A 20,440-nucleotide genomic window follows, 5' to 3' on the forward strand; every position below is an offset into this window, starting at 1 on the left:
CTTTGTTTTTTCGGGCAGTGCCCGCCCGCACATTCTCTTGATCTGCTGCAAACCCGCGACTAAGGGACCATGGATAATGGCCCTCTAGTGGCGTCTAATGCCGCAAACAATTAGAACGATGTGGGGTGACACAGATGTCAAGAGATGGATCTCTAGCGGCGCCGGTCGCGCAGCCGCTGGCAACACCCGAAACCGCCGCCCGCTGGTGGACGCCGTCCTTGCAGAGCATGGCGCTGATGGCGCTGTTCGCCGGCCAGGCCCTGGGCGGCTGGTCGCTGTACCTGTGCCTGCCCGTGGCGGTGCTGGTGATCTGGCTGCCGCGGTTGCGCGTGCGCGTGCAGCCCCTGGTGGCGAGCGCGACGGCTGACCAGCAGTTGTCGGCGCTGACCCGCGACCTGTCCTACAGCACCACCCACAACGCACTGTCCGCCGCCGGTGTGGCCTACTCGGTGACCCAGCTGGCGGGCAAGCTGCAATCCCAGCTCGACGCCGCCGCGCGCATCGTCGGCAACGCCGAAGTGATGATCAAGACCGAGCAGGTCACCTCCCAGCTCAGCCAGCAGGCCCTGGGCGCCGCCAGCGAGGCCCACGCCAGCAGCGCCGAAGGGCGCACGGTGCTGGGGGAGTCCATCAGCCGCATGCACCTGCTCAGCCAGCGCGCCAATGGCAGCCGTGAGCTGATCGAGGCCCTGAGCCAGCGCAGCGAGGAGATCCAGCGGGTGACCCTGGTGATCCAGTCCATCGCCAGCCAGACCAACCTGCTGGCCCTGAACGCGGCCATCGAGGCGGCCCGGGCCGGGGAGCACGGGCGCGGTTTCGCGGTGGTGGCCGATGAGGTGCGCGGGCTGGCCGGGCGCACCGCCGCGGCCACCGACGAGGTCGGGGTGATGGTGGCGGATATCCAGCAGCGCACCAGCGACGTGGTGGAGCAGATCCGCCAACTGGCCGACGACCTCAACCTGGGGGTCGAGCAGGTGGAGCACACCGGTCGTCACCTGGACAACATCGCGCGCCTGGCGGCCGGGGTGGAAGGGCAGGTCAGCGAGATCGCCCGGGGTGCCGAGACCAACCGCGAGCAACTGGACAGCCTGTTTCATGCCGTGGAGCAGATGCGCAGCGACCTGGCGGTCAGCGACCAGCAGACCCGCAGCCTGGCCCAGGCCGCGGTGCAGATGGAAGGGCAGGCCGAAACCATCAGCGAACGCCTGGCGGCGGTGGGCCTGGATGACTATCACCAGCGCATCTACGACCTGGCCCGCGAAGGCGCGCGGCGCATTGCCGAGCAGTTCGAGGCCGACCTGGAGCAGAACCGCATCAGCCTCGATGATCTGTTCGACCGTCACTACCAGTTGATCGCCAACACCGACCCCGCCAAATACCAGACCCGCTTCGACCGCTACACCGACCAGGTGCTGCCGCCGATCCAGGAATCCCTGCTGCCGCGCCACGACGGCCTGGTGTTCGCCATCGCCTGTACCCAGGAAGGCTACGTGCCGACCCACAACAAGGTTTTTTCCCAGCCGCTGACCGGCGACCCCGAGGTGGACAACCTGCATAACCGCAGCAAGCGCAAGTTCGCCGACCGCACGGGGATCCGCTGTGGCAGCCACCAGCAACCGCTGCTTCTGCAGACTTACACCCGGGATACCGGCGAGCTGATGCACGATCTTTCGGTGCCGATCATGGTCCGGGGTCGGCACTGGGGCGGGCTGCGCCTGGGTTACAAACCCGAGCAGGCGCCAGGCTCGGGCAAGGGCTGAGGCCTCCATTGTTACGCTATCGGTAACGCTGCAATGCAGGAACAGGCTGTTCTCGGGGCCGGTAAGTTAGTTAGTATGCCAACATCGTTAGGCAGCTAACTAATTTTCTGGAGGTGGCTCCATGCACAGCAAAGTCGATGTAGCGGTAATGATTGGCAGCGGCGTGCCGGCCAGCCTGCGAGCCTTGGGCCGTCGTGTGTGCTGGGTGGTTCTGGTCAATGGCGAACAGCGCGGCACGGCCTTTGCCAGCCGCGCCGAGGCCGAGGAATGCCGGCTGGCCTGGCAGCAACAGCTGCAGGTGCTGCTGCCCGGCGGCCGGCACCTGCGGCATTCGGCTTAACCGGCCTGGTGCAGGCGCAGGTTGAGCTCGTCCACCACCGGGGCCCAGTCGGCGTCTTCGCGCAGTTGCTGTTTGAGAAAGGCCGCTTGCTGGGGCGTCCAGAAGGGGGCGTCGATCATTTTCAGGTCTTCGTCCAGGGGTGAGTGGCGGGCGATGAAACCATCGATGGCGGCAGGGCTGGAATCCAGGCCCAACTGGTCGAACAGCCCTTCGAGGTTATGGGTGGGCGCTTCCATGGTGATCTCCTTGGGTGACGGGCAGCACCGGCGCTGCCTCAGTGCATCTGAGGCATGGCAGGCGCGCAAGTTCGATCCAAGGTTTCAGGCCAGGGTGCCGCTCTCGGCCTGGAACAACGCCGTCTGGGCCATGGACAGGGCAGTGCTGTAGGCCATGACCTGGGCCCGGGCGGACGACAGGGCCATGGCCCGGCCGGTGTCTGAGCCGGAACTGGCGCCCTTGACCGAGGCCAGGCGGGCCTTGGCCCGCTGCAGTTTCTGTTGCAGCAGCTCGATCTGCTTTTTCAGTTGGCGGATGCGTTTTTTCTTCGCCAGCAACAGCGCCTCTTCCGGGGTTTGCGCGCTGGAGCGGCTCAGGACCAGGGTCTCGCCGTCGTCCGAGGCTTCCAGTACCGCAGTGCTTGGATCCGGCTTGAGGAAGTCGGCCAGGCGAGATGGGGGTTTCAAGTCGATCATCATGATGCCCTTAAACGGATCTCTCCTTTGTATCGGTCGCGCTGTCGGATCCTTGACTGGCGCTGTCTGTCAGGCGTTCAGTGCGCCCTGGTCGATGGCCTGCTTGAGGGCCTTGGCCGAGGCTCTGGCTGCTGCGGCAGCGTCTTCCGAGGTCTTGAACCAGCGATCGCGTTCCACCTGGTGGAAGGTGACCTGGGTCAGTGGGGGTTTGGCGCGCATGGCAATCACGGCCTGGAACTCGCCTTCGACTTCTCTGCACTCGCCACGAATGAAAAACTCGCCAATATCTAGTTCGGTCACTTCTAGCCTTCCCTTGGAGATGAGTGAGTGCTTGAACGCCCCCGAGAGGGGGGCATTCAATCAATGGCGGAGTATGGCAGTTGTTGGGTGATGGCGGGCTGAGTTATATCATTTGGATTCTAGGTGGCGATTATTCTGATGATCTAATCTGAAACTTCCTGCTTCTGTTGCTGGGTAATATTACCGGCTGCGCGTCAACTCAGGCTTTTGCTGAAGTGGATGCGCACGAAGCAGGTGTGCGCTTTAAATAGTCGAAATGCACAAAGTTGCTCTAGAATTGCCTCTGCAACCCGAAGTGGCTGCCGACCGGGGGGAATCGTGACCCGGGTGCATCCGGCCAGCAGGCCTGTTCCAGCACCCACCCCCGACGACGCGCCGCCACGCTTTGCGGGTCAGAGCTCACTCCTCACGCCTTCGACATGTGCCTGATGCATCGGCGAAATGCCCCTTGCCCAGTGCCGCCGCCAGCGTCGTGGCCAGGAGTGCCAGCTGCACTTGTGTGTATTGGGTAACCGATTGGGGTGACTACGCCGTCATGGCGGTTTTTTCGTGCCGTCCGTTTTTTTCCGGGCGACATCATTTTGAGTATCGGGGAGTGTTCCTTGGCAGTAAGTAATCTTGAAATGCATGCATTGTTCGTGTTGGGTGATTTGCGCGCAAAGCTGGTCAAGCAGTTCCAATCTCGTTTTGTCTACCTCACCGAACAGTCCGCCGAAGGCATCTACGTCGCCGAGATCGACACCGAGACGGCCCTGGTGGTGGACGACAAGCCGCGCCTTGAACTCAAGGTCGGCGATCATTTTCGCGCCGCCGTGCTGCCCAGCCGTGAAGGCGGCAAGATGGAGATCCGCTTTCGCGAGATCAAGCTGACGGTCTACGGCCTGGGCGACTACGCCTTTGTCAGCACCCCCCTGGGGCAGGGCATCCTGTTCAAGGAAGGCCATTCGGTGGTGACCGTGTTTGCCGCCAACGAGCAGTTGCAGGAAGGCCTGACCAAGACCCTCAAGGCGGTGACCGCCAAGGCCGCCAAATGGCGCAAGGGCGAACTGGTGAGCTTCAAGGCCAGCGAGTGATGAGCCAGGGCCGCGCCGCGTTTCACCAAGAGCATCAACAGGCCGCGAGGGCCGAAGCCCAGCGCCTGTTCGCGCAGAAGCCCGTGCTCCAGGGCGCCTGGCTGAACTGGGTCGCCGCCCAGCTGTACAACCTGCGCCCGCCGGCCTACGCCAGCATGGTGCGCCGCGAGTTGCAGCGGTTGCAGGAACCTCCGGCGTCTTGAGTGGCCATCCGGGAATGGCCCGGGGTTGAAACTACTGAACCTCTACTACAGTCAGTTGACTTAATGCTTTGGGGGCTTTGCGCCTAGGCGCTGCCTGCCCCCGTAGCCCAGGTCCTGACCCAAGAGGTGTACCCCGATGAAAGGAATCCGCGCGCTGCTGGCCAGCAGCCTGTTGAGCCTTGCCGCCCTGAGTACGGTGCAGCCGGTTGTGGCGGCGCCGCAACCGATTCATTTCGCCGACCTGAACTGGGAAAGCGGCAGCCTGATCACCGAGATCCTGCGGATCATGGTGGAGCAGGGCTATGGCTTGCCCACCGACACCTTGCCCGGCACCACCATTACCCTGGAAACGGCCCTGGCCAACAACGACATCCAGGTGATCGGCGAAGAGTGGGCGGGGCGTAGCCCGGTGTGGGTCAAGGCCGAGGCCGAAGGCAAGGTGCAGGCCCTGGGGGATACGGTCAAGGGCGCCACCGAAGGCTGGTGGGTGCCGGAATACGTGATCAAGGGCGACCCGGCCAAGGGTATAAAGCCCATGGCGCCGGAGCTGCGCAGCGTGACCGACCTGGCCCGCTACAAGGACGTGTTCAAGGACCCGGAGAGCCCGGACAAGGGGCGTTTCCTCAACAGCCCGATCGGCTGGACTTCGGAGATCGTCAACCAGCAGAAACTCAAGGCCTATGGCCTGCAGGACAGCTACGTGAATTTTCGCAGCGGTTCCGGCGCGGCCCTGGATGCGGAGATCAGCTCGGCGATCCGTCGCGGCAAGCCGATCCTGTTCTACTACTGGTCGCCCACGCCGCTGCTCGGGCGCTTCAAGCTGGTGCAGCTGCAAGAACCGCCCTTTGACGCCCAGGCCTGGAAGACCCTGACCGACGCCGACAACCCCAACCCCCGGCCAACCCGTTCCCTGGCCTCCAGATTGTCGATCGGGGTGTCCACGCCATTCCAGCAGCAGTACCCGCAACTGGCGCAGTTCTTCGCCAAGGTCGACCTGCCCATCGAGCCCCTGAACCACGCCCTGGCGCAGATGAGCGAGAACCACAGCGCCCCGCGGGACGTGGCCCGGGCCTTTCTCAAGCAGCACCCTGACGTCTGGCGCACCTGGGTGCCCCAGGACGTGGCGGACAAGATCGCCGCCACCTTGTAGGCGCCGGCGTGCCGGCGAATGGGCCCTTGAACCTTGCGCCCGGCGGGTGCAGGGCAGGGGTCAGAAGCGGGTCTGCACCGCCACCTCGAAGGTTCGCGGCTGGCCCAGGTAGTACGCCGGGGACACATGGGCGAACTGGCCATAGACTTCGTTGGTCAGGTTGCGCACCCGGCCGGTCACCGTGGTGTGGCTGTCGACCTTGTAGTGCAGGAAGCTGCCGTACAGGGTGTAGGCGGGCATCCGCAGGGTGTTGGCGTTGTCGGCGTATACCGAGGCCACGTAGCGCGCATCGACTCCGGTCTGCCAGCTGGGTGACAGGTCATAGGTCAGCCACAGGTTGGCCAGCCGGTCCGGTACGTTGGTCGGCGTGTTGCCCTTGCGGGAGACCACCGCGCCGCTGGCGATCTTCTCGTTGAACTCGCCGTACTCGGCATCCACCCAGGCGAAGTTGGCTTGCGCCAGGAGCTTGGGGGTGATGTGCAGGGAACTGGCCAGCTCGATGCCCCTGGAGGTCTGCTGGCCCACCGGAATGCTGTTGGCCGGGTCCAGGGGATCGGTGACGGCAAAGTCCTTGCGCTCGATGCGATAGGCGGCAACGGTCGCCGAGCCCCGTCCTTGCAGGTAGTCGAACTTGCTGCCCACTTCCCATTGCTTGCCCGTGGACACCTCGAAGTTCTGAGTGCCACTGGGCTGCTCGGCGGCGGTGCTGTACTGCACGTAGACATTGGCGCTGGGCAGGAACTGCCAGGTCAGGCCCAGGCGCCCGGTGACCGGCTCCCAGCTGCGCTTGAGGTGGCGCGGGTTGCTGGCGGTGATCGCCCGGTGGTTGGTCACGTCCAGGTCGATGGCGTCGTAGCGCAGGCCGCTGAGCAGTGACAGCTCGTCGGTCAGGGCCAGGCGGTTCTCGACGAACAGGGCGCGGGTGGTGACCTGGTTGGTCTTGTCCTTGGCCCAGCCCTGGCGGGTGCCCTTCAGGTCATAGAAATACCCCGGCTGGAAGTTGCCGGGATCGACGCTGTTGCTGGCCGGCACGTTCCAGGGCGAGTTGGTGGTGCTGTTGACCTTGTACTCAAAACCCCCGGACCAGGTGGTGTCGAGGCCGAACAGCTGATCATCGTGGCGCAGTTCGAACTGGTTGCCGTCCTGCTGGCCCTGGTGCCTTACCAGGTAGGCGGTCGAGCGGTTCACCCGGCTGTTGTCGGCGTTGTACTGGTAGGTCTCCAGGTTGCGATAGTCGCGCTGGCTGTCCAGGTGGTAGAGGGTGTTGCGCAGGCTGGTGCTGGGGTTGATCCGGTAGTCGATGATCGAGCGCAGCCACACCGTGCGTTGCTCATACAGGCCATCGGCGACGTTGTAGTTGTTGAAGCGGTTGTGCTTGTCGATCTTCAGCTCACCGGCCTTGGGATTGAGCACCGGGGTGCCCCAGTAGGGGCTGTCCTCGTGTTCATCCTGGTATTCCACCGCCAGGGTGTGGGACAGGTCCGGGGTCAGGTCGCTGAGCAGGGAGAAGGCCAGGCTCCAGGCATCCCTTTCCTGGCGGTCGATGTAGCCGTTGCTGGTGTTGTGGCTGACGTCCAAGCGCGCGTAGTGCTGCACCTCGGCGCCGGCCGGGCTGAGGGCGTGGTTGACCCCGAAAGCGGTCTGGGTGGTGTCGTAGCTGCCGTAGCCGAGCAGGCCTTCGGCGGCCTGTTCGCGGCGGTCCGCGAGCTTGGTCACGTAGTTCAGCGAACCGCCCACGGAGCCGGCGCCATTGATCAGTGACGAGGGGCCGCCCACCAGTTCCACCCGGTCGTAGATCCAGGCGTCCACCGGCCGGGCCAGGCCGGTGGCGACGTTGATGCCGTTGAACATCTGGGTGATCTGGCTGCTGGTAAAACCACGGTAGGAGACGAAGCCGCCAAACCCCGGCGGCGCACTGGCGTTGACCCCGGGCAGGGCGTTGGCCGCGTCCTGGAAGCTGCGGGCGCCCCGTTGCTCCAGGTCCTGGCGGCTGGCCACGGCCACCGAGGCCGGGGTTTCGCGCAGGCTCAGGCCCAGGCGCGAGGCCATGCCGCTGGACTGGTCCAGGTTCAGGCCCGGCTCGGCATCGGCCTCATCGGCGCCGATGGTGGTGGGGGCCAGTTCGAGGCTCGGCTGGCCCCAGGCATTGATCGACAGGCAGCCCAGCAGGCTCGCCAGCAAAGGAAGGTGTTTCATCGGTACATCCTGAATTCTTGGCTAGGAAAAGGCCCACGCACGCGCGCCGCGCGACAGCGCAGTGGGCAGGTTGAGCACGAGCAGGAATCAGGCGAGAGGCGGTGCCCGGGGATGGGCCGCGGGCCAGGTGGAGCGGGCGGGGAGGTCGGTCTTGGCCAGGGGGCGCGCAGGCGGGGCCTGGGGCTGCGGCAGCAGGGCCAGGGTCAGGCTGGAGTTCAGGGCCGGGCCCATGCCGCCGGTGGAGCACAGCGGGCAACCGAAGGCCTTGGAGAGAGTGGGCAGGGAGCCCTGGTCGGCCGGTTTCTGCAGCGGCGCCTGGGTGGCAGGGTCGACGCTGCAGAACTGCCCGCCGATGCCGTTGAGCTGCATGCCGAGCATCTGCCCGTGGCCGATGCTGCAGGCGAACACGTTGAACAGGACGCAGCAATAGAGCATCCAGGCAACGAGCGAGCGATCGGAACGGGCAAATTTCATGGGGCGGCACTTTATCATCGAAGGCGACGAACGTACTTACAAAAACGGTCAATCGAGTCCATTCTTCAGCGACATTTTCTGCATGGACGTCTGAACATGAATCTTCTGCTCGCACAGGGGGTGGCTGGCAGCTTCCTGTTGATCAGTCTGATCCATCTGTACTGGGCTGCGGGTGGCAAGCGTGGCAGTGATGCGGTGATTCCCCAGGTGCCGGGGCCGGTGCCCGGCATGACCCAGCCGGCGTTCCGCCCGCCGGCCCTGGCCACGATGCTGGTGGCAGTGGCTTTGTTGCTGGTGGCGATGCTGGTGTGCCTGCGGGTCGGGCTCTACCTGCCGACGGTGAGCCATCCCTCCCTGCAGTGGGTGATCAGCGCCATCGCCTTGCTGATGTTCGCCCGGGCCATCGGCGACTCCGAGCTGGTGGGTTTTTTCAAGGAAGTCCGGGATTCGAAATTCGCCCGCCTCGACACTCTGTTCTATTCCCCCCTCTGCGTGGTGCTGGGTGCCGGGCTGCTGGTGCTGGCCTGGGCCTGAGGGCCGGCAGCCGGCTCCTAGGTTGCGCGGACGTGCTCAGTTGCCGGTTTCGCTGCGTTTGCTGCTGATTTCCGCCGGTACATCGTCGCCGGCCATGCGCTTGCGGAACAGCGCGGCCCGCGCCAGCAGCAGGGTGGTCACCGGTACGGTGATGGACATCAGCACCGGGATCAGCCAGGCGTGCAACACCGGCCCGGACTTGAGCGCGGAAAAGTACAGGATCGACGCCAGGGCCACGGCCCAGGAGCCCATGGTGGAGGCCAGGGCCGGCGGGTGCATGCGCTGGAAGTAGCTCTTCATGCGCAGGATGCCCAGGGCCCCGATCAGGGCAAACACACTGCTGATCACCAGCAACAGGGCCACCAGCACTTCCACCCAGAGTGGCAATTGTTCCAGGCTGTTCATTCGATCACCTCGCCACGCAGAAGGAACTTGGCCAGGGCAAAGGAGCCGACAAAGCCGAACAGAGCGATCAGCAGCGCCGCCTCGAAGTAGGTGTCACTGGCGTAGCGCACGCCCAGCACCAGCATCATCAGCATCGCCAGAATATACAGGTAGTCCAGGGCCAGAACCCGGTCCTGGGCCGAGGGGCCCTTGAACAGGCGCACCAGGGTCAGGACCATGGCCAGGGAGAAAATGAACAGACTCAGCAAGATCGCGTTGGTCAGCAGGACACTCATTCGAAAATCTCCATCAGCGGGCGCTCGTACGTGGCCTTGAAGTGCTGGATGAATTGCGCCTCGTCCTTCAGGTCGAAGACGTGCAGCAACAGCAGGCTGCGGTCCAGGGACAGCTCGGACCAGACCGTGCCCGGCACCACCGTGGTGATGGTGGACAGCGCCGCCAGGCCATTGGCGTCCCGCAGGTCCAGGGGGATCTTGACGAAGGCCGAGTGCACCGGGCGCCGGCCGTTGTTGAGCACGCCCCAGGCCACCAGCAGGTTGGACACCAGCACGTCGCGGCCCACCACCAGGAACAGGCGCAGGATGGTGCCCGGGCGGCGGATGCGGATCGGCAGGGGCCGCAGGGGGCGCATCAGCAGCGGTGCGAGAAAGCCCAGCAGGGCGCCCAGCAGCAGGTTGCCCGGGCTGAGGGACAGGTTCAGCACCAGCCAGAGCAGCCACAGTGCCAGGGACAGGAATGGCGCGGGGAACAGGCGCTTCATGGGTGCACCTCCACCGCCGCTGCGGTCTTGGATTCAGGGCTGAGCACGGTGCGGGTGCCCAGCACCGCCATCACGTAGTGCTCCGGGTGGTTGAGGCTGTCGGCGGTGGCCTGGGTGAAGCGCAGCAACGGCTCGGCCTTGAAGCTGAGCAGCACGCAGAGCCCCAGCAGTGCCACGATCGGCAGGCACTCCAGGCGCCGCAGCACCGGCGAAGGGCGTTCCTCCGGGGTCCAGAAACGCTGCACACCCAGGCGGGCAAAGGCAATCAGCGAGGCCAGGCCCGAGAGAATCAACAGCGCCAGGAAGCACCAGGCCGCCGGGGTGATCGGCGCGCCCTCGCTGGCCCCCAGGCCCTCGGGGTTGAGCAGGGCGGCAATCAGGTTGAGCTTGCCGATGAAGCCCGATAGCGGCGGCATGCCGATGATCAGCAAGGCGCAGGCGATGAAGCTCAGGCCGAGGAAGGCCATGGTCCAGGGGATCACCTGGCCGACCACCACTTTCTGTTCATCGTCGAGGTTGCTGCCCCGTGGCGGATGCAGCGACTCCATGGGCCGCGGCAGGATCTCGCCTTCATCCTCCAGGGGGATCTCGTTGGCTGAGCGCGAACGCTCGATCAGTTCTGCCAGCAAAAACAGCGCGCACATCGCCAGGGTCGAGCTGAACAGGTAGAACAGCGCCGCGCCGGTGAGGGCCGGCTGAGCGAAGCCGATCACCGAGATCAGGATGCCGGCCGACACCAGGATGCTCAGGCTGGCCATGCGCTCCAGGCGCTGGGCCGGAAGAATCGCCAGGGCCGCGCAGAAGATCGTCGCCATGCCGCCGTACACCAGCCACTGGCTGCCGAAATAAGCCGAGGCCCCGGCTTGCCCGGAGAACAGCAGGGTCCACAGGCGCAGTACGGTGTACACACCGACTTTGGTCATGATGGCGAACAGTGCCGCCACCGGCGCGCTGGCCGAGGAGTAGGTGGGCACCAGCCAGAAGTTCAGTGGCCACATCCCGGCCTTGGCCAGGAAGGCGATCGCCAGGATCGCCGTACCGGCGTGCAGCAGGCCGCGATCGGCTTCCGGCACCAAGGGGATCTTCATCGCCAGGTCGGCCATGTTCAGGGTCCCGGTGACCCCGTAGATCATCGCCGTGCCGATCAGGAACAGCGACGAGGCCAGCAGGTTGATGGTGATGTAGTGCAGCCCCGAAGACACCCGCGCGCGCCCCGAACCGTGCAGCATCAGGCCGTAGGAAGCCGCCAGCAGCACCTCGAAGAACACGAACAGGTTGAACAGGTCGGCGGTCAGGAAGGCCCCGTAGAGGCCCATCAGCTGGATCTGGAACAGAGCATGGAAACTGGCCCCGGCACCGTCCCAGCGGGCCATGGCGAACAGCAGCGCGCTGACCCCGATGATCCCGGTGAGCACCAGCATCAGCGCCGACAGGCGATCGACCACCAGCACGATGCCGAACGGCACCTGCCAATTGCTCGGCAGGTACACGCCGAAGGAACCGGTGGCGCCGTGGACCTGGGTCCAGTACAGCAGGTAGCCCGCCAGGCACAGGCCCAGCAGGGTGGAGAGCAGGTTGATCCGGGCTTTCAGCGGGCGATGCTTTTCCCCCAGCAGCAACATGATGCCCGCAGTCAGCAGCGGCAGGAGGATGGGGGCGACGATCAGGTGCGACAACGGATTCATTCCTTGGGCTCCCGGCCATCGACGTGGTCGGTGCCGGTCAGGCCCCGGGAAGCCAGGAGCACCACCAGAAACAGCGCGGTCATGGCGAAGCTGATGACGATGGCCGTGAGCACCAGCGCCTGGGGCAGCGGGTCGGTGTAGTGCAGCAGGTCCTGGGGCACGCCGTCCTTGACGATCGGCTCCTTGCCGATGAACAGGCTGCCCATGCTGAAGATGAACAGGTTGACCGCATAGGACAGCAGGCACAGGCCCATCACCACCTGGAAGGTCCGCGGGCGCAGCACCAGCCAGACCCCGGAAGCGGCGAGTACCCCAATGGCGATTGCGATGACTTCTTCCATCAGGCGGCTCCGTTCTGAGTCAGGGATTTGGCCTGGCTGGCCGGCTTGTGGGCCCGCACCGACTGGTGCGCCAGGGCCGTGAGGATCAGCAGGGTCGCGCCCACCACCACGGCGTACACGCCGATGTCGAAGAACAGCGCGCTGGCGATGTGGATATCACCGAACAGCGGCAGGTCCACATGCAGCGTATGGGTGGTCAGGAACGGGTAGCCCCAGGCCAGGGCGCCGAGGCCGGTGGCCAGGGCGACCAGCAGCCCGGTGCCCATCCAGCGCAGTGGCCGCAGGCTCATCTGCGCCTCGACCCACTGGGTGCCCGCCACCATGTACTGGAGGATGAAGGCCACCGACATCACCAGCCCGGCGACGAAACCGCCGCCCGGCAGGTTGTGCCCGCGCATGAACAGGTAGAAGGACACCACCAGGGCAATCGGCAGCAGCAGGCGCACCAGCACCGCCGGCACCATCATGAAGCCCAGGGCGGTGTCGCTGGCCTGGCGCGGGTTGACCAGGTCGGTGACCACGTCCGGGGCCAGCAGGCGCTGCTGCGCCGGCAACTGCATGCTTTCCTTGGGCGGGCGGAAGCGGCGCAGCAGGGCGAACACGGTCAGGGCCACCGCCGCCAGCACGGTGATCTCGCCCAGGGTGTCGAAGCTGCGGAAGTCCACCAGGGTCACGTTGACCACATTGGTGCCGCCGCCTTCGGGCAGGGCGCGGCTGAGGTAGAACGAGGAAATGTCGTTGGGGGTGGGGCGGGTCAGCATGGCGTAGGACAGCACTGCCATGCCCAGGCCCACGGCCACCGACAGGCTCAGGTCGCGCAGGCGGCGGATGCGCGCCTTGGGCACGCTGCTGGGCAGGGGCGAGACGTCTTCGATCCGCCGTGGCAGCCAGCGCAGGCCGAGGAGGATTAGCACCGTGGTCACCACTTCCACCACCAGCTGGGTCAGGGCCAGGTCCGGCGCCGAGAACCAGACGAAGGTCACGCAGGTCATCAGGCCGCAGACGCTGACCATGGTCAGGGCGGCCAGACGGTGGTACTTGGCTTGCCAGGCGGCGCCCAGGGCGCAGGCGATGGCCAGCAGCCAGAAGGTCACGAAGACGATGGAACCGGGGATCTTCGGCCGGTCGCCCCAGGTCAGCTGGCTGTAGAGCATGGGGATCAGCCCGGCGACCACCGCCGCCAGGATCAGCACGAACAGCTGGGTCTGCAGGCGCTTGGTGCTCAACCGGCGTTCCAGGCGCCGGGCCAGGCGGGTCATGCCCACCAGGCTGCGCTCGAACAACAGCTTGCCGTTGAGACGGCCCACGCCCGGCGGGTAGGCGAAACGGCCCGCCACCAGCGGCTTGTGCAGCAGCAGGTAGAGGACAATGCCGCAGGACATGGCGATCAGGCTCATGATCATCGGCGCATTGAGGCCGTGCCAGATGGCCAGGCTGTACTCGGGCAGGGTTCCGCCCACCACCGGCAGCGCCGCGGCGGCCAGCAGCGGGCCGATGATCTGCGCCGGGAAGATCCCCACCAGCAGGCAGGTGAACACCAGCAGTTCAACCGGGGCACGCATCCAGCGCGGCGGCTCGTGGGGCGTGTGCGGCAGGTCGGTGGCCGGCTCCCCGAAGAATACGTCGACCGTGAAGCGCAGGGCGTAGGCCACGCTGAAGGTGCCGGCGATGGTGGCGATCACCGGCAGGGCGATTTCCACCCAGGCGCTGGAGTTGATGAACACCGTCTCGGCGAAGAACATCTCCTTGGACAGGAAGCCGTTGAGCAGCGGCACCCCGGCCATGGAGGCGCTGGCCACCATGGCCAGGGTCGCGGTGTAGGGCATCAGCTTGATCAGGCCGTTGAGCTTGCGGATGTCACGGCTGCCGCTTTCGTGGTCGATGATCCCGGCCGCCATGAACAGCGAGGCCTTGAACGTGGCGTGGTTGAGAATGTGGAACACCGCCGCCACCGCGGCCAGCGGGCTGTTCAGGCCCAGCAGCAGGGTGATCAGCCCCAGGTGGCTGATGGTGGAATAGGCCAGCAGGCCCTTGAGGTCGTTCTGGAACATCGCGCAGTAGGCGCCCAGCACCAGGGTGCAGGCCCCGGCGCCGCTGACGATGTAGAACCATTCTTCAGTGCCGGACAACGATGGCCACAGGCGGGCCAGGAGAAACACCCCGGCCTTGACCATGGTCGCCGAGTGCAGGTAGGCCGAGACCGGGGTCGGCGCGGCCATGGCATGGGGTAGCCAGAAGTGGAAGGGGAACTGCGCGCTCTTGCTCAGGGCGCCCAGCAGGATCAGGGGCAACAGGATCGGGTAGAGCGCGTGGGCGCGTATCTTGTCTCCGGCAGCCAGTACCTGGTCCAGGTCGTAGCTGCCCACCACATGGCCGAGCAGCATGACCCCGGCCAGCAGGCACAAGCCCCCGGCACCGGTGACCATCAACGCCATGTAGGCGCCGCGGCGGGCATCGGAGCGGTGGTGCCAGTAGCCGATCAGCAGGAAGGAAAAGAGGCTGGTGAGCTCCCAGAAGAACACGATCTGGATCAGGTTGCCGGAAATCACCAGGCCGAGCATGGCCCCCATGAAGGCCAGGAAGAAGGCGAAGAAACGCGGCACCGGATCTTGCGGCGACATGTAATAACGCGCGTAGAGCGCCACCAGGCTGCCGATGCCCAGCACCAGCAGCGAGAACAGCCAGGCGAAGCCGTCCAGGCGCAGCACGAAGTTCAGCCCCAGGCTCGGCAGCCAGGCATACTCCTCGCGAATCACCCCGCCATCGGCGATCTGTGGGTACAGCAGAGCCACCTGGATGGTGCCAATGAGTGCCACCAGGCCGGCCAGCAGAGATTCGGTGTTACGTGCGTTGTGCGGCAACAGGGCCGCCAGACAGCTGCCGATGAATGGCAGAAGCAGTAGAACTATCAGGGACATAGGCTTCTAATCTGCGGAAAAGTATGACGCATAATACGTGCCAGGCCCTGGATCACCAACCGCCATGCGCGGCCCGGGCCCCCTAAGAAATGTTACATACGCTTTCAAAGGTAGGAGACAAATGCCTGATGCGCCCGCTCACCGGGTGCTGTGGGGCAAATGTCCTGCCCAGCTCAAGCCGCCACAAGGATCGACAAGGGTGCACATGATTAAAGGATCGGCCCTGGGCCGGCTGTTTCAACGGGGCGCGTTCGCCGTGCTATTCACCGCCATCGGTGCGGCATCGGGCATTGGCCTGGAGCATTATCTGGACCGCCCCGACATGCTCAAGACCCGCCAGGCGCTGGTCATCGAAGGCCCGCAGGGGGATGAGCGCAACTATGTGCTGCCGCCGGGCACAGTGCTTTATTTCGACCGCGCCTTTGCCGAGGGGCACGCGCTTTACCACGCCTACTTCTACTACCACGGCGAGCCTGAAAATGACCGGGTACTGCTGGAGCCCAAGCACAAGGGCTCCCTGACCGTCCCCACCTGGCTCTACGCCCCCGGGGACCCCGCACTGTAAGAGCGCCTTCGCCGACAAGCTGGCTCGTAGGAGCTGGCTTGCCAGCGAAAGGGCCCTCAAGAACTCCTTTACCAGCACCCTGCAGCGGGCCGTTGCTCAGGACTCCACCGCCTCGCCGCTCTGCTGTCCGGCTTCTGCCTTGGGCTTCCATTCGCTGATGATCACCGCCAGCACGATCAAGGCGCCGCCCAGCAACGCCAGCCCCGGCAGGCGCTCCCCGGCGATGCGCCCGACAATCCCGGCCCACACCGGCTCGCCGGCATAGATCAGGGTGGCGCGGGTGGGCGAGACACTTTTCTGCGCCCAGTTCATTGCCAGCTGGATCACCGCGCTGGCAGCCCCCAGGCCCAGGGCGCTGGCCAGCAGCAGCCAGGAAAACCCCGGCAGCGCTTCCCCGGTCGGCCACACCATGGCGAACGCCAGCAGCGAGGTGACCGCCAGTTGCACCACGGTGACCCGGCGCACATCCACCCGCCCGCCGAAACTGCTGATGAGGATGATTTCCGCGGCAATGGCCACGGTACTGATCAGGGTGGCGATCTCCCCGGGGCTGAAGTCCAAGGAGGCGCCATTGGGCCCGGACAGCAGCATCAGCCCGGTGAACGCCAGCATGATGCCGATACTCGGCAGCAACCCCGGGCGCTTGCCCATGAACAGCCATTGCAGCAGCGGCACGAAGGGCACATAAAGGGCGGTGATGAACGCCGACTGGCTGCTGGGAATGCTTTGCAGGCCCACGGTCTGCAAACCGTAGCCGAGCATGATGGCGGTGCCGATAAAGGCCCCGGCGCGCAGTTCGAACAGGGTCAGGCCGCGCAAGTGGCGCAGTGAAAATGCACCGACCATGCACGCCGCTGCGGCAAAGCGCAGGCCGACGAAGAACATCGGCCCGCTGACGCTCATGGCGTTCTGCACCAGCAGGAAGGTGCCGCCCCAGACCATGGTGATCAGCACCAGCACGGCTTCGGCCTTGCTCATCTTGAACTGGAATCCGCGGGAGGGCGTTGCTGTCATGGCCTTGCGTGCTACCTGAGGGGGACGCACAATGCGCCGGAAGTTGGGCAGTATACTGCGCAAGCCCCAGGAGTGAGCAATATAGTGCACAAAGAAAACGTCCAGCGGGCCTCGGTCCTGCAACATGTCAGCCTCAACGTCCGCCGCCTGCGCAATGCCGCGGGCTTGAGCCAGAGCGCCCTGGCGGAAAAATCCAATGTCAGCCGGCGGATGCTGGTGGCGATAGAGGCGGGGGAGAAAAACGTCAGCCTCGGCACCCTGGACCGGGTGGCCGAAGCCCTGGACGTGGCCTTCAGCGACCTGATCCAGGCCCCGGAATCCCGGGATTCGAGCCGCATCAACGAGCTGGCCTGGGCCGGTGCTATCCCCGGCAGCAAGGCGCTGCTCCTGGCCAAGGCCGAGGCCACCCGTGAAGTGGAACTCTGGGAATGGCAGCTGGAGCCCGGCGAGGTCTATCACTCCGAGTGCGACGCCGAGGGCTGGAGCGAGCAGATCTACGTCTTCGAAGGCTGCCTGACGGTGTTCTTCGGCGACACTGAACGGCGCCTGGAATGCGGTGACTTCTTCATGTTCGCCAGCCACGTGCCCCACGGCTACCGCAACGACGGCACCCGGGCCACGCGCTTCGTGCGCAACGTGGTGATCTGACGCCCCGTGGCCCGGCAAGCGCTGTTTACCCAGCAACAGCAGTTGGACATTTTGCCTGTTTTCAGTTGATGTCTTTTAGCTGAATTATCAAGCAAGCTGCTGATATTAAAGGTTTTTATATTTAGGCACGACTCCTGCAATTGTCCTGGAAAGAACCCCGCGACGGGTGTTCATCTTGATGTTCAGGAAGTGGAGTCGGCCCATGACAGCCCCAGCCCAACCCTCTCGCAGTGCCCATCTCATCCAGAGCGATGCGCAAGCCATCAGCGTGGCCCGGGCCCTGGCCCAGCGCTTTGCCGTGGAGGCGGCGCTGCGTGATCGCGAGCGGCGCCTGCCCCGGGCAGAGCTCGACGAATTTTCCGCCAGCGGCCTGTGGGGCATCACCATCCCCAAAGAGTACGGCGGCGCCGGGGTGTCCTACGCCACCCTGGTGGAAGTCATCAAGCTCATTTCCGCCGCCGACCCGTCTCTCGGCCAGTTGCCGCAGAACCACCTGGGGGTGGTGGACATCCTGCTGCAGACCGCCAGCGAAGAGCAGAAGCGCCATTACTTCGCCAAGGTGTTGCAGGGCTACCGCTTCGGCAATGCGTTTTCCGAAGCCGGCAGCAAGCACGTCGGCGCCTTTGAAACCCAGATCCGTTTCGACGGCGAACAGGCGCAGATCGACGGCGAGAAGTTCTACTGCACCGGGGCGCTGTTCGCCCACATCGTCCCGGCGGTGGCGGTGGACGAACACAACCAGGCACACATTGCCTTTATCGAGCGCGACAACCCTGGCCTCACGGTGATCGACAGCTGGGACGGCTTCGGCCAGCGCACCACCGCCAGCGGCGGGGTCAGCCTCAAGGCGGTGCGGGTGCCGCGCAGCGCGGTGATCCCGGCCCATCGGGCCTTCGACCAGCCCACCGCCGATGGCCCGATCTCGCAGATCATCCAGGCCGCGGTGGACACCGGCATCGCCGTCGCCGCCCTGGAAGACGCCAAGCACCATGCCCGGCAATCCCGGCCATGGATCGACAGCGGCCTGGACCATGGCTGGCAGGACCCGTTCACCATCGCCGCCATCGGCGACCTGGAATGGCGGGTGCACGGCACCGAGGCAATCCTGGCCAAGGCCGCCGAGGCGGTCGATCAGGCCCTGGCCAGCCCCAGCGAAGACAGCGTCGCCCAGGCCTCCCTGGTGGTGGCCCAGGCCAAGGTGCTGTCGGCGGAGAGTGCCTTGCTCGCCGCCAGCAAACTCTTCGAACTGGCCGGCACCCGCTCGGTGTCGGGCAAGTACAACCTCGACCGCCACTGGCGCAACGCCCGCACCCACACCCTGCACGATCCGGTGCGCTGGAAATATCACCTGATCGGCAACTACCTGCTCAACGGCATCAAGCCGGCCCGCCACGCCTGGAACTGAAGGACTGCGCCATGAATGCACTGACCCGCCCCGACACCCCCCAAGCGGCCCTGGAACACAACGCCCAGATCCTGCAGCGGGCCCGCGTCCTGCTGCAGCAAACCCTGGATTTCGTCCGCGAGCAGGCCCGGCCCTGGAGCGGCAGCGGCCTGGCCAGGGCCAGCGACGACCCCTATGTGATCAGCCGCTTTGGCGACCTGAGCATCCGCATCGACCTGGCCGCGGCCCTGCAGGAGCGGGCCCAGCGCCAGATAGAACAAGAGCCGGACCCGGCGGAAGTTGCGGTGGCCCTGGCCGAGGCGGCGATTGCCGCGGGCCAGGCGCTGCTGGCGGCCAGCGACGCCGAGTTCGAACTCACCGGTCAGCGCAGCCCGCAGCCCCAGACCCTGGATGACCCGCTGCGCTGGAAATACCAACTGATCGGCAACTACCGCCTCAATGGCGTGCCACCCCAAGGTTTCAGGAGTGTTGTGTGATGTCCCGTGAAATCCGCCTCAATGCCTTCGACATGAACTGTGTCGGCCACCAGTCGCCGGGCCTCTGGGCCCACCCCCGGGACCGCTCCTGGCAGTACAAGGACCTGGAGTACTGGACCGACCTGGCGAAAATTCTCGAAAAGGGCAAGTTCGACGGGTTGTTCATCGCCGATGTGCTGGGCATCTACGACGTCTACAACGGCAACGGCGAGGCAGCGATCCGCCAGGCCGCCCAGGTCCCGGTGAACGACCCGCTGCAACTGATCCCGCCCATGGCCCTGGTCACCGAACACCTGGGCTTCGGCCTCACCGCGTCGCTGTCCTTCGAGCACCCGTACCCCTTCGCCCGGCGCCTATCCACCCTCGATCACCTGACGAAGGGCCGCGCCGGCTGGAACATCGTCACCTCCTACCTGGAGAGCGGGGCCAAGAACATCGGGCAGCAGGCCCAGACCGAACACGACGCTCGCTACGACTACGCCGAGGAGTACCTGGAGGTCTGCTACAAGCTCTGGGAAGGCAGTTGGGAGGACGGCGCGATCCTGCGCGACCGCGAGCGCCGGATCTTCAGCGACCCGAGCAAGATCCACGAGATCCGCCATGTCGGCAAACACTTCCAGGTGCCGGGCATCCACCTCTGCGAGCCGTCGCCGCAACGTACCCCGGTGCTCTACCAGGCCGGGGCGTCCAGCCGGGGCAAGCAGTTCGCCGCCGAGCAGGCCGAATGCGTGTTCGTCGCCGCGCCGTCCAAGGTGCTGTTGAAAAAGACCGTGGCCGACATCCGCCGCCGGGCCGCCGAGGCCGGGCGCGATCCGTCGAAGATCCTGATCTTCAACCTGCAGACGGTGATCCTGGGCGAGACCGACGCCAAGGCCAAGGCCAAGTTCGAGGAATACAAATCCTGGGTCAGCTACGAGGGCGCCATGGCGCTGATTTCCGGCTGGACCGGCATCGACTTCAGCCGCTTCAAGCCTGACGAGCCCCTCAAGCACGTGCACACCAACGCCATCCAGTCGGCGGTGGAAGCCTTCTCCACGGCAGACCCGAACAAGGTCTGGACACCCCATGAACTGGCGGACTGGGTGGGCATCGGCGGCTTTGGCCCGTTGTTCGTCGGTAGCCCGGAAACCGTCGCCGACCTGCTTCAGGAATGGGTGGAAGAAACCGACGTCGACGGCTTCAACCTGGCGTATGCGCTGACCCACGAAAGCTTTATCGACGCCGTGGAACTGCTGGTGCCGGAGTTGCAGAAGCGTGGCGTCTACAAGACCGAATACGCCCCGGGCACCCTGCGGGAGAAACTCTTCGGTGCCGGCCCGCGCCTGCCCGAAAGCCACCCGGGCAGCGCCTGGCGCAACCTGGGCGGGCAACGCCAAACACCCGGGCAACGTGCCAGCGCCTGAGCCCCACGCTCTGTAGGCGCTGGCTTGCCGGCGAAGGGGCCCACGCCTTCGCCGGCCAGCCGGCTCCTACAAGCGAAAAGCCCCACAAGGCTTCCCGT

23 protein-coding genes are annotated in these 20,440 nt (G+C 65.4%); 11 read left to right on the plus strand and 12 right to left on the minus strand.

Features of this window, described 5'->3' with window-relative positions; all coding sequences use genetic code 11:
• Positions 1 to 134 precede the first annotated feature (134 nt).
• A complete protein-coding gene (locus tag KCG88_RS27075; protein ID WP_210713525.1) occupies positions 135 to 1,760 on the plus strand; it encodes a methyl-accepting chemotaxis protein in 1,626 nt (541 codons plus the stop codon).
• 121 nt (positions 1,761 to 1,881) lie between these two features.
• A complete protein-coding gene (locus tag KCG88_RS27080) occupies positions 1,882 to 2,100 on the plus strand; it encodes a hypothetical protein (RefSeq protein ID WP_047286179.1) in 219 nt (72 codons plus the stop codon).
• On the opposite strand, the gene KCG88_RS27085 is transcribed toward KCG88_RS27080, so the two are convergent.
• The 3 genes from KCG88_RS27085 to KCG88_RS27095 all read right to left on the minus strand — a co-directional run bounded on the left by KCG88_RS27085 (position 2,097) and on the right by KCG88_RS27095 (position 3,092).
• Entirely contained in the window at positions 2,097 to 2,336 is a 240-nt protein-coding gene (locus tag KCG88_RS27085; protein WP_011060895.1) for a DUF2789 domain-containing protein, read from the minus strand. The genes KCG88_RS27080 and KCG88_RS27085 overlap by 4 nt on opposite strands.
• Before the next feature lie 84 nt (positions 2,337 to 2,420).
• Positions 2,421 to 2,783 (minus strand): hypothetical protein, encoded by a 363-nt coding sequence (locus KCG88_RS27090; protein ID WP_210713526.1) that lies wholly within the window; start codon positions 2,781 to 2,783, stop codon positions 2,421 to 2,423.
• A gap of 78 nt (positions 2,784 to 2,861) precedes the next feature.
• Positions 2,862 to 3,092, minus strand: a complete 231-nt coding sequence (locus KCG88_RS27095) for a hypothetical protein (RefSeq protein WP_026020108.1) — start codon at positions 3,090 to 3,092, stop codon at positions 2,862 to 2,864.
• Positions 3,093 to 3,715: 623 nt separating this feature from the next.
• Between KCG88_RS27095 and KCG88_RS27100 the strand changes: the two genes are divergently transcribed.
• From KCG88_RS27100 to KCG88_RS27110, 3 genes are all read left to right on the plus strand, one after another.
• Positions 3,716 to 4,165 carry a hypothetical protein gene (locus tag KCG88_RS27100; RefSeq protein WP_047286180.1) on the plus strand — a complete coding sequence of 150 codons (450 nt, stop codon included), beginning with the start codon at positions 3,716 to 3,718 and terminating at the stop codon, positions 4,163 to 4,165.
• On the plus strand, positions 4,165 to 4,368 hold the full coding sequence (locus tag KCG88_RS27105; protein ID WP_047286181.1) for a hypothetical protein: 204 nt from the start codon (positions 4,165 to 4,167) through the stop codon (positions 4,366 to 4,368). Before KCG88_RS27100 ends, KCG88_RS27105 begins: the two co-directional genes overlap by 1 nt.
• 136 nt (positions 4,369 to 4,504) lie before the next feature.
• Positions 4,505 to 5,518 carry an ABC transporter substrate-binding protein gene (locus tag KCG88_RS27110; protein ID WP_210713527.1) on the plus strand — a complete coding sequence of 338 codons (1,014 nt, stop codon included), beginning with the start codon at positions 4,505 to 4,507 and terminating at the stop codon, positions 5,516 to 5,518.
• Between the two features lie 60 nt (positions 5,519 to 5,578).
• Here the strand turns inward: KCG88_RS27110 and KCG88_RS27115 are convergent, their stop codons facing one another.
• Together KCG88_RS27115 and KCG88_RS27120 are read right to left on the minus strand one after the other, a co-directional pair.
• On the minus strand, positions 5,579 to 7,714 hold the full coding sequence (locus tag KCG88_RS27115) for a TonB-dependent receptor (RefSeq protein WP_210713528.1): 2,136 nt from the start codon (positions 7,712 to 7,714) through the stop codon (positions 5,579 to 5,581).
• Between the two features lie 87 nt (positions 7,715 to 7,801).
• Positions 7,802 to 8,188 carry a DUF2946 domain-containing protein gene (locus KCG88_RS27120; protein WP_047286184.1) on the minus strand — a complete coding sequence of 129 codons (387 nt, stop codon included), beginning with the start codon at positions 8,186 to 8,188 and terminating at the stop codon, positions 7,802 to 7,804.
• Positions 8,189 to 8,284: 96 nt separating this feature from the next.
• Between KCG88_RS27120 and KCG88_RS27125 the strand changes: the two genes are divergently transcribed.
• Positions 8,285 to 8,722: a DUF3995 domain-containing protein gene (locus KCG88_RS27125; protein ID WP_047286185.1), complete on the plus strand. Its 438-nt coding sequence runs from the start codon at positions 8,285 to 8,287 to the stop codon at positions 8,720 to 8,722.
• 36 nt (positions 8,723 to 8,758) lie between these two features.
• On the opposite strand, the gene KCG88_RS27130 is transcribed toward KCG88_RS27125, so the two are convergent.
• The 6 genes from KCG88_RS27130 to KCG88_RS27155 are packed head-to-tail and all read right to left on the minus strand — an operon-like array spanning position 8,759 to position 14,831.
• Positions 8,759 to 9,127 (minus strand): Na+/H+ antiporter subunit G, encoded by a 369-nt coding sequence (locus KCG88_RS27130; RefSeq protein ID WP_011060902.1) that lies wholly within the window; start codon positions 9,125 to 9,127, stop codon positions 8,759 to 8,761.
• The gene (locus tag KCG88_RS27135; protein WP_011060903.1) at positions 9,124 to 9,402 is read right to left on the minus strand and encodes a K+/H+ antiporter subunit F; all 279 of its coding nucleotides are present in this window, start codon (positions 9,400 to 9,402) and stop codon (positions 9,124 to 9,126) included. The genes KCG88_RS27130 and KCG88_RS27135 overlap by 4 nt, the downstream gene beginning before the upstream one ends.
• Positions 9,399 to 9,887: a Na+/H+ antiporter subunit E gene (locus KCG88_RS27140; protein WP_047336543.1), complete on the minus strand. Its 489-nt coding sequence runs from the start codon at positions 9,885 to 9,887 to the stop codon at positions 9,399 to 9,401. The genes KCG88_RS27135 and KCG88_RS27140 overlap by 4 nt, the downstream gene beginning before the upstream one ends.
• Positions 9,884 to 11,572 carry a monovalent cation/H+ antiporter subunit D gene (locus tag KCG88_RS27145; RefSeq protein WP_210713529.1) on the minus strand — a complete coding sequence of 563 codons (1,689 nt, stop codon included), beginning with the start codon at positions 11,570 to 11,572 and terminating at the stop codon, positions 9,884 to 9,886. Before KCG88_RS27145 ends, KCG88_RS27140 begins: the two co-directional genes overlap by 4 nt.
• Complete coding sequence (locus tag KCG88_RS27150; RefSeq protein ID WP_011060906.1) at positions 11,569 to 11,913, minus strand: Na+/H+ antiporter subunit C; 345 nt, start codon at positions 11,911 to 11,913, stop codon at positions 11,569 to 11,571. Before KCG88_RS27150 ends, KCG88_RS27145 begins: the two co-directional genes overlap by 4 nt.
• Positions 11,913 to 14,831 carry a monovalent cation/H+ antiporter subunit A gene (locus tag KCG88_RS27155; RefSeq protein ID WP_210713530.1) on the minus strand — a complete coding sequence of 973 codons (2,919 nt, stop codon included), beginning with the start codon at positions 14,829 to 14,831 and terminating at the stop codon, positions 11,913 to 11,915. The genes KCG88_RS27150 and KCG88_RS27155 overlap by 1 nt, the downstream gene beginning before the upstream one ends.
• A 205-nt stretch (positions 14,832 to 15,036) precedes the next feature.
• Here KCG88_RS27155 and KCG88_RS27160 point away from each other — a divergent pair, with 205 nt between their 5' ends.
• On the plus strand, positions 15,037 to 15,396 hold the full coding sequence (locus KCG88_RS27160; protein WP_210713531.1) for a hypothetical protein: 360 nt from the start codon (positions 15,037 to 15,039) through the stop codon (positions 15,394 to 15,396).
• 96 nt (positions 15,397 to 15,492) lie between these two features.
• Here the strand turns inward: KCG88_RS27160 and KCG88_RS27165 are convergent, their stop codons facing one another.
• On the minus strand, positions 15,493 to 16,500 hold the full coding sequence (locus KCG88_RS27165) for a DMT family transporter (RefSeq protein ID WP_080966942.1): 1,008 nt from the start codon (positions 16,498 to 16,500) through the stop codon (positions 15,493 to 15,495).
• Here KCG88_RS27165 and KCG88_RS27170 point away from each other — a divergent pair.
• The 4 genes from KCG88_RS27170 to KCG88_RS27185 all read left to right on the plus strand — a co-directional run bounded on the left by KCG88_RS27170 (position 16,495) and on the right by KCG88_RS27185 (position 20,342).
• On the plus strand, positions 16,495 to 17,058 hold the full coding sequence (locus KCG88_RS27170; protein WP_011060910.1) for an XRE family transcriptional regulator: 564 nt from the start codon (positions 16,495 to 16,497) through the stop codon (positions 17,056 to 17,058). The two genes, KCG88_RS27165 and KCG88_RS27170, sit on opposite strands and share 6 nt — an antisense overlap.
• A gap of 202 nt (positions 17,059 to 17,260) precedes the next feature.
• Entirely contained in the window at positions 17,261 to 18,463 is a 1,203-nt protein-coding gene (locus KCG88_RS27175) for an SfnB family sulfur acquisition oxidoreductase (RefSeq protein WP_210713532.1), read from the plus strand.
• A gap of 11 nt (positions 18,464 to 18,474) precedes the next feature.
• The gene (locus KCG88_RS27180) at positions 18,475 to 18,939 is read left to right on the plus strand and encodes an acyl-CoA dehydrogenase (protein WP_210713533.1); all 465 of its coding nucleotides are present in this window, start codon (positions 18,475 to 18,477) and stop codon (positions 18,937 to 18,939) included.
• Positions 18,939 to 20,342 (plus strand): LLM class flavin-dependent oxidoreductase, encoded by a 1,404-nt coding sequence (locus KCG88_RS27185; RefSeq protein ID WP_047336548.1) that lies wholly within the window; start codon positions 18,939 to 18,941, stop codon positions 20,340 to 20,342. Before KCG88_RS27180 ends, KCG88_RS27185 begins: the two co-directional genes overlap by 1 nt.
• The last annotated feature ends 98 nt before the right edge of the window (positions 20,343 to 20,440 follow it).

It is taken from the genome of Pseudomonas sp. MWU349 (assembly GCF_017947325.1).
Lineage (GTDB): Bacteria > Pseudomonadota > Gammaproteobacteria > Pseudomonadales > Pseudomonadaceae > Aquipseudomonas > Aquipseudomonas protegens.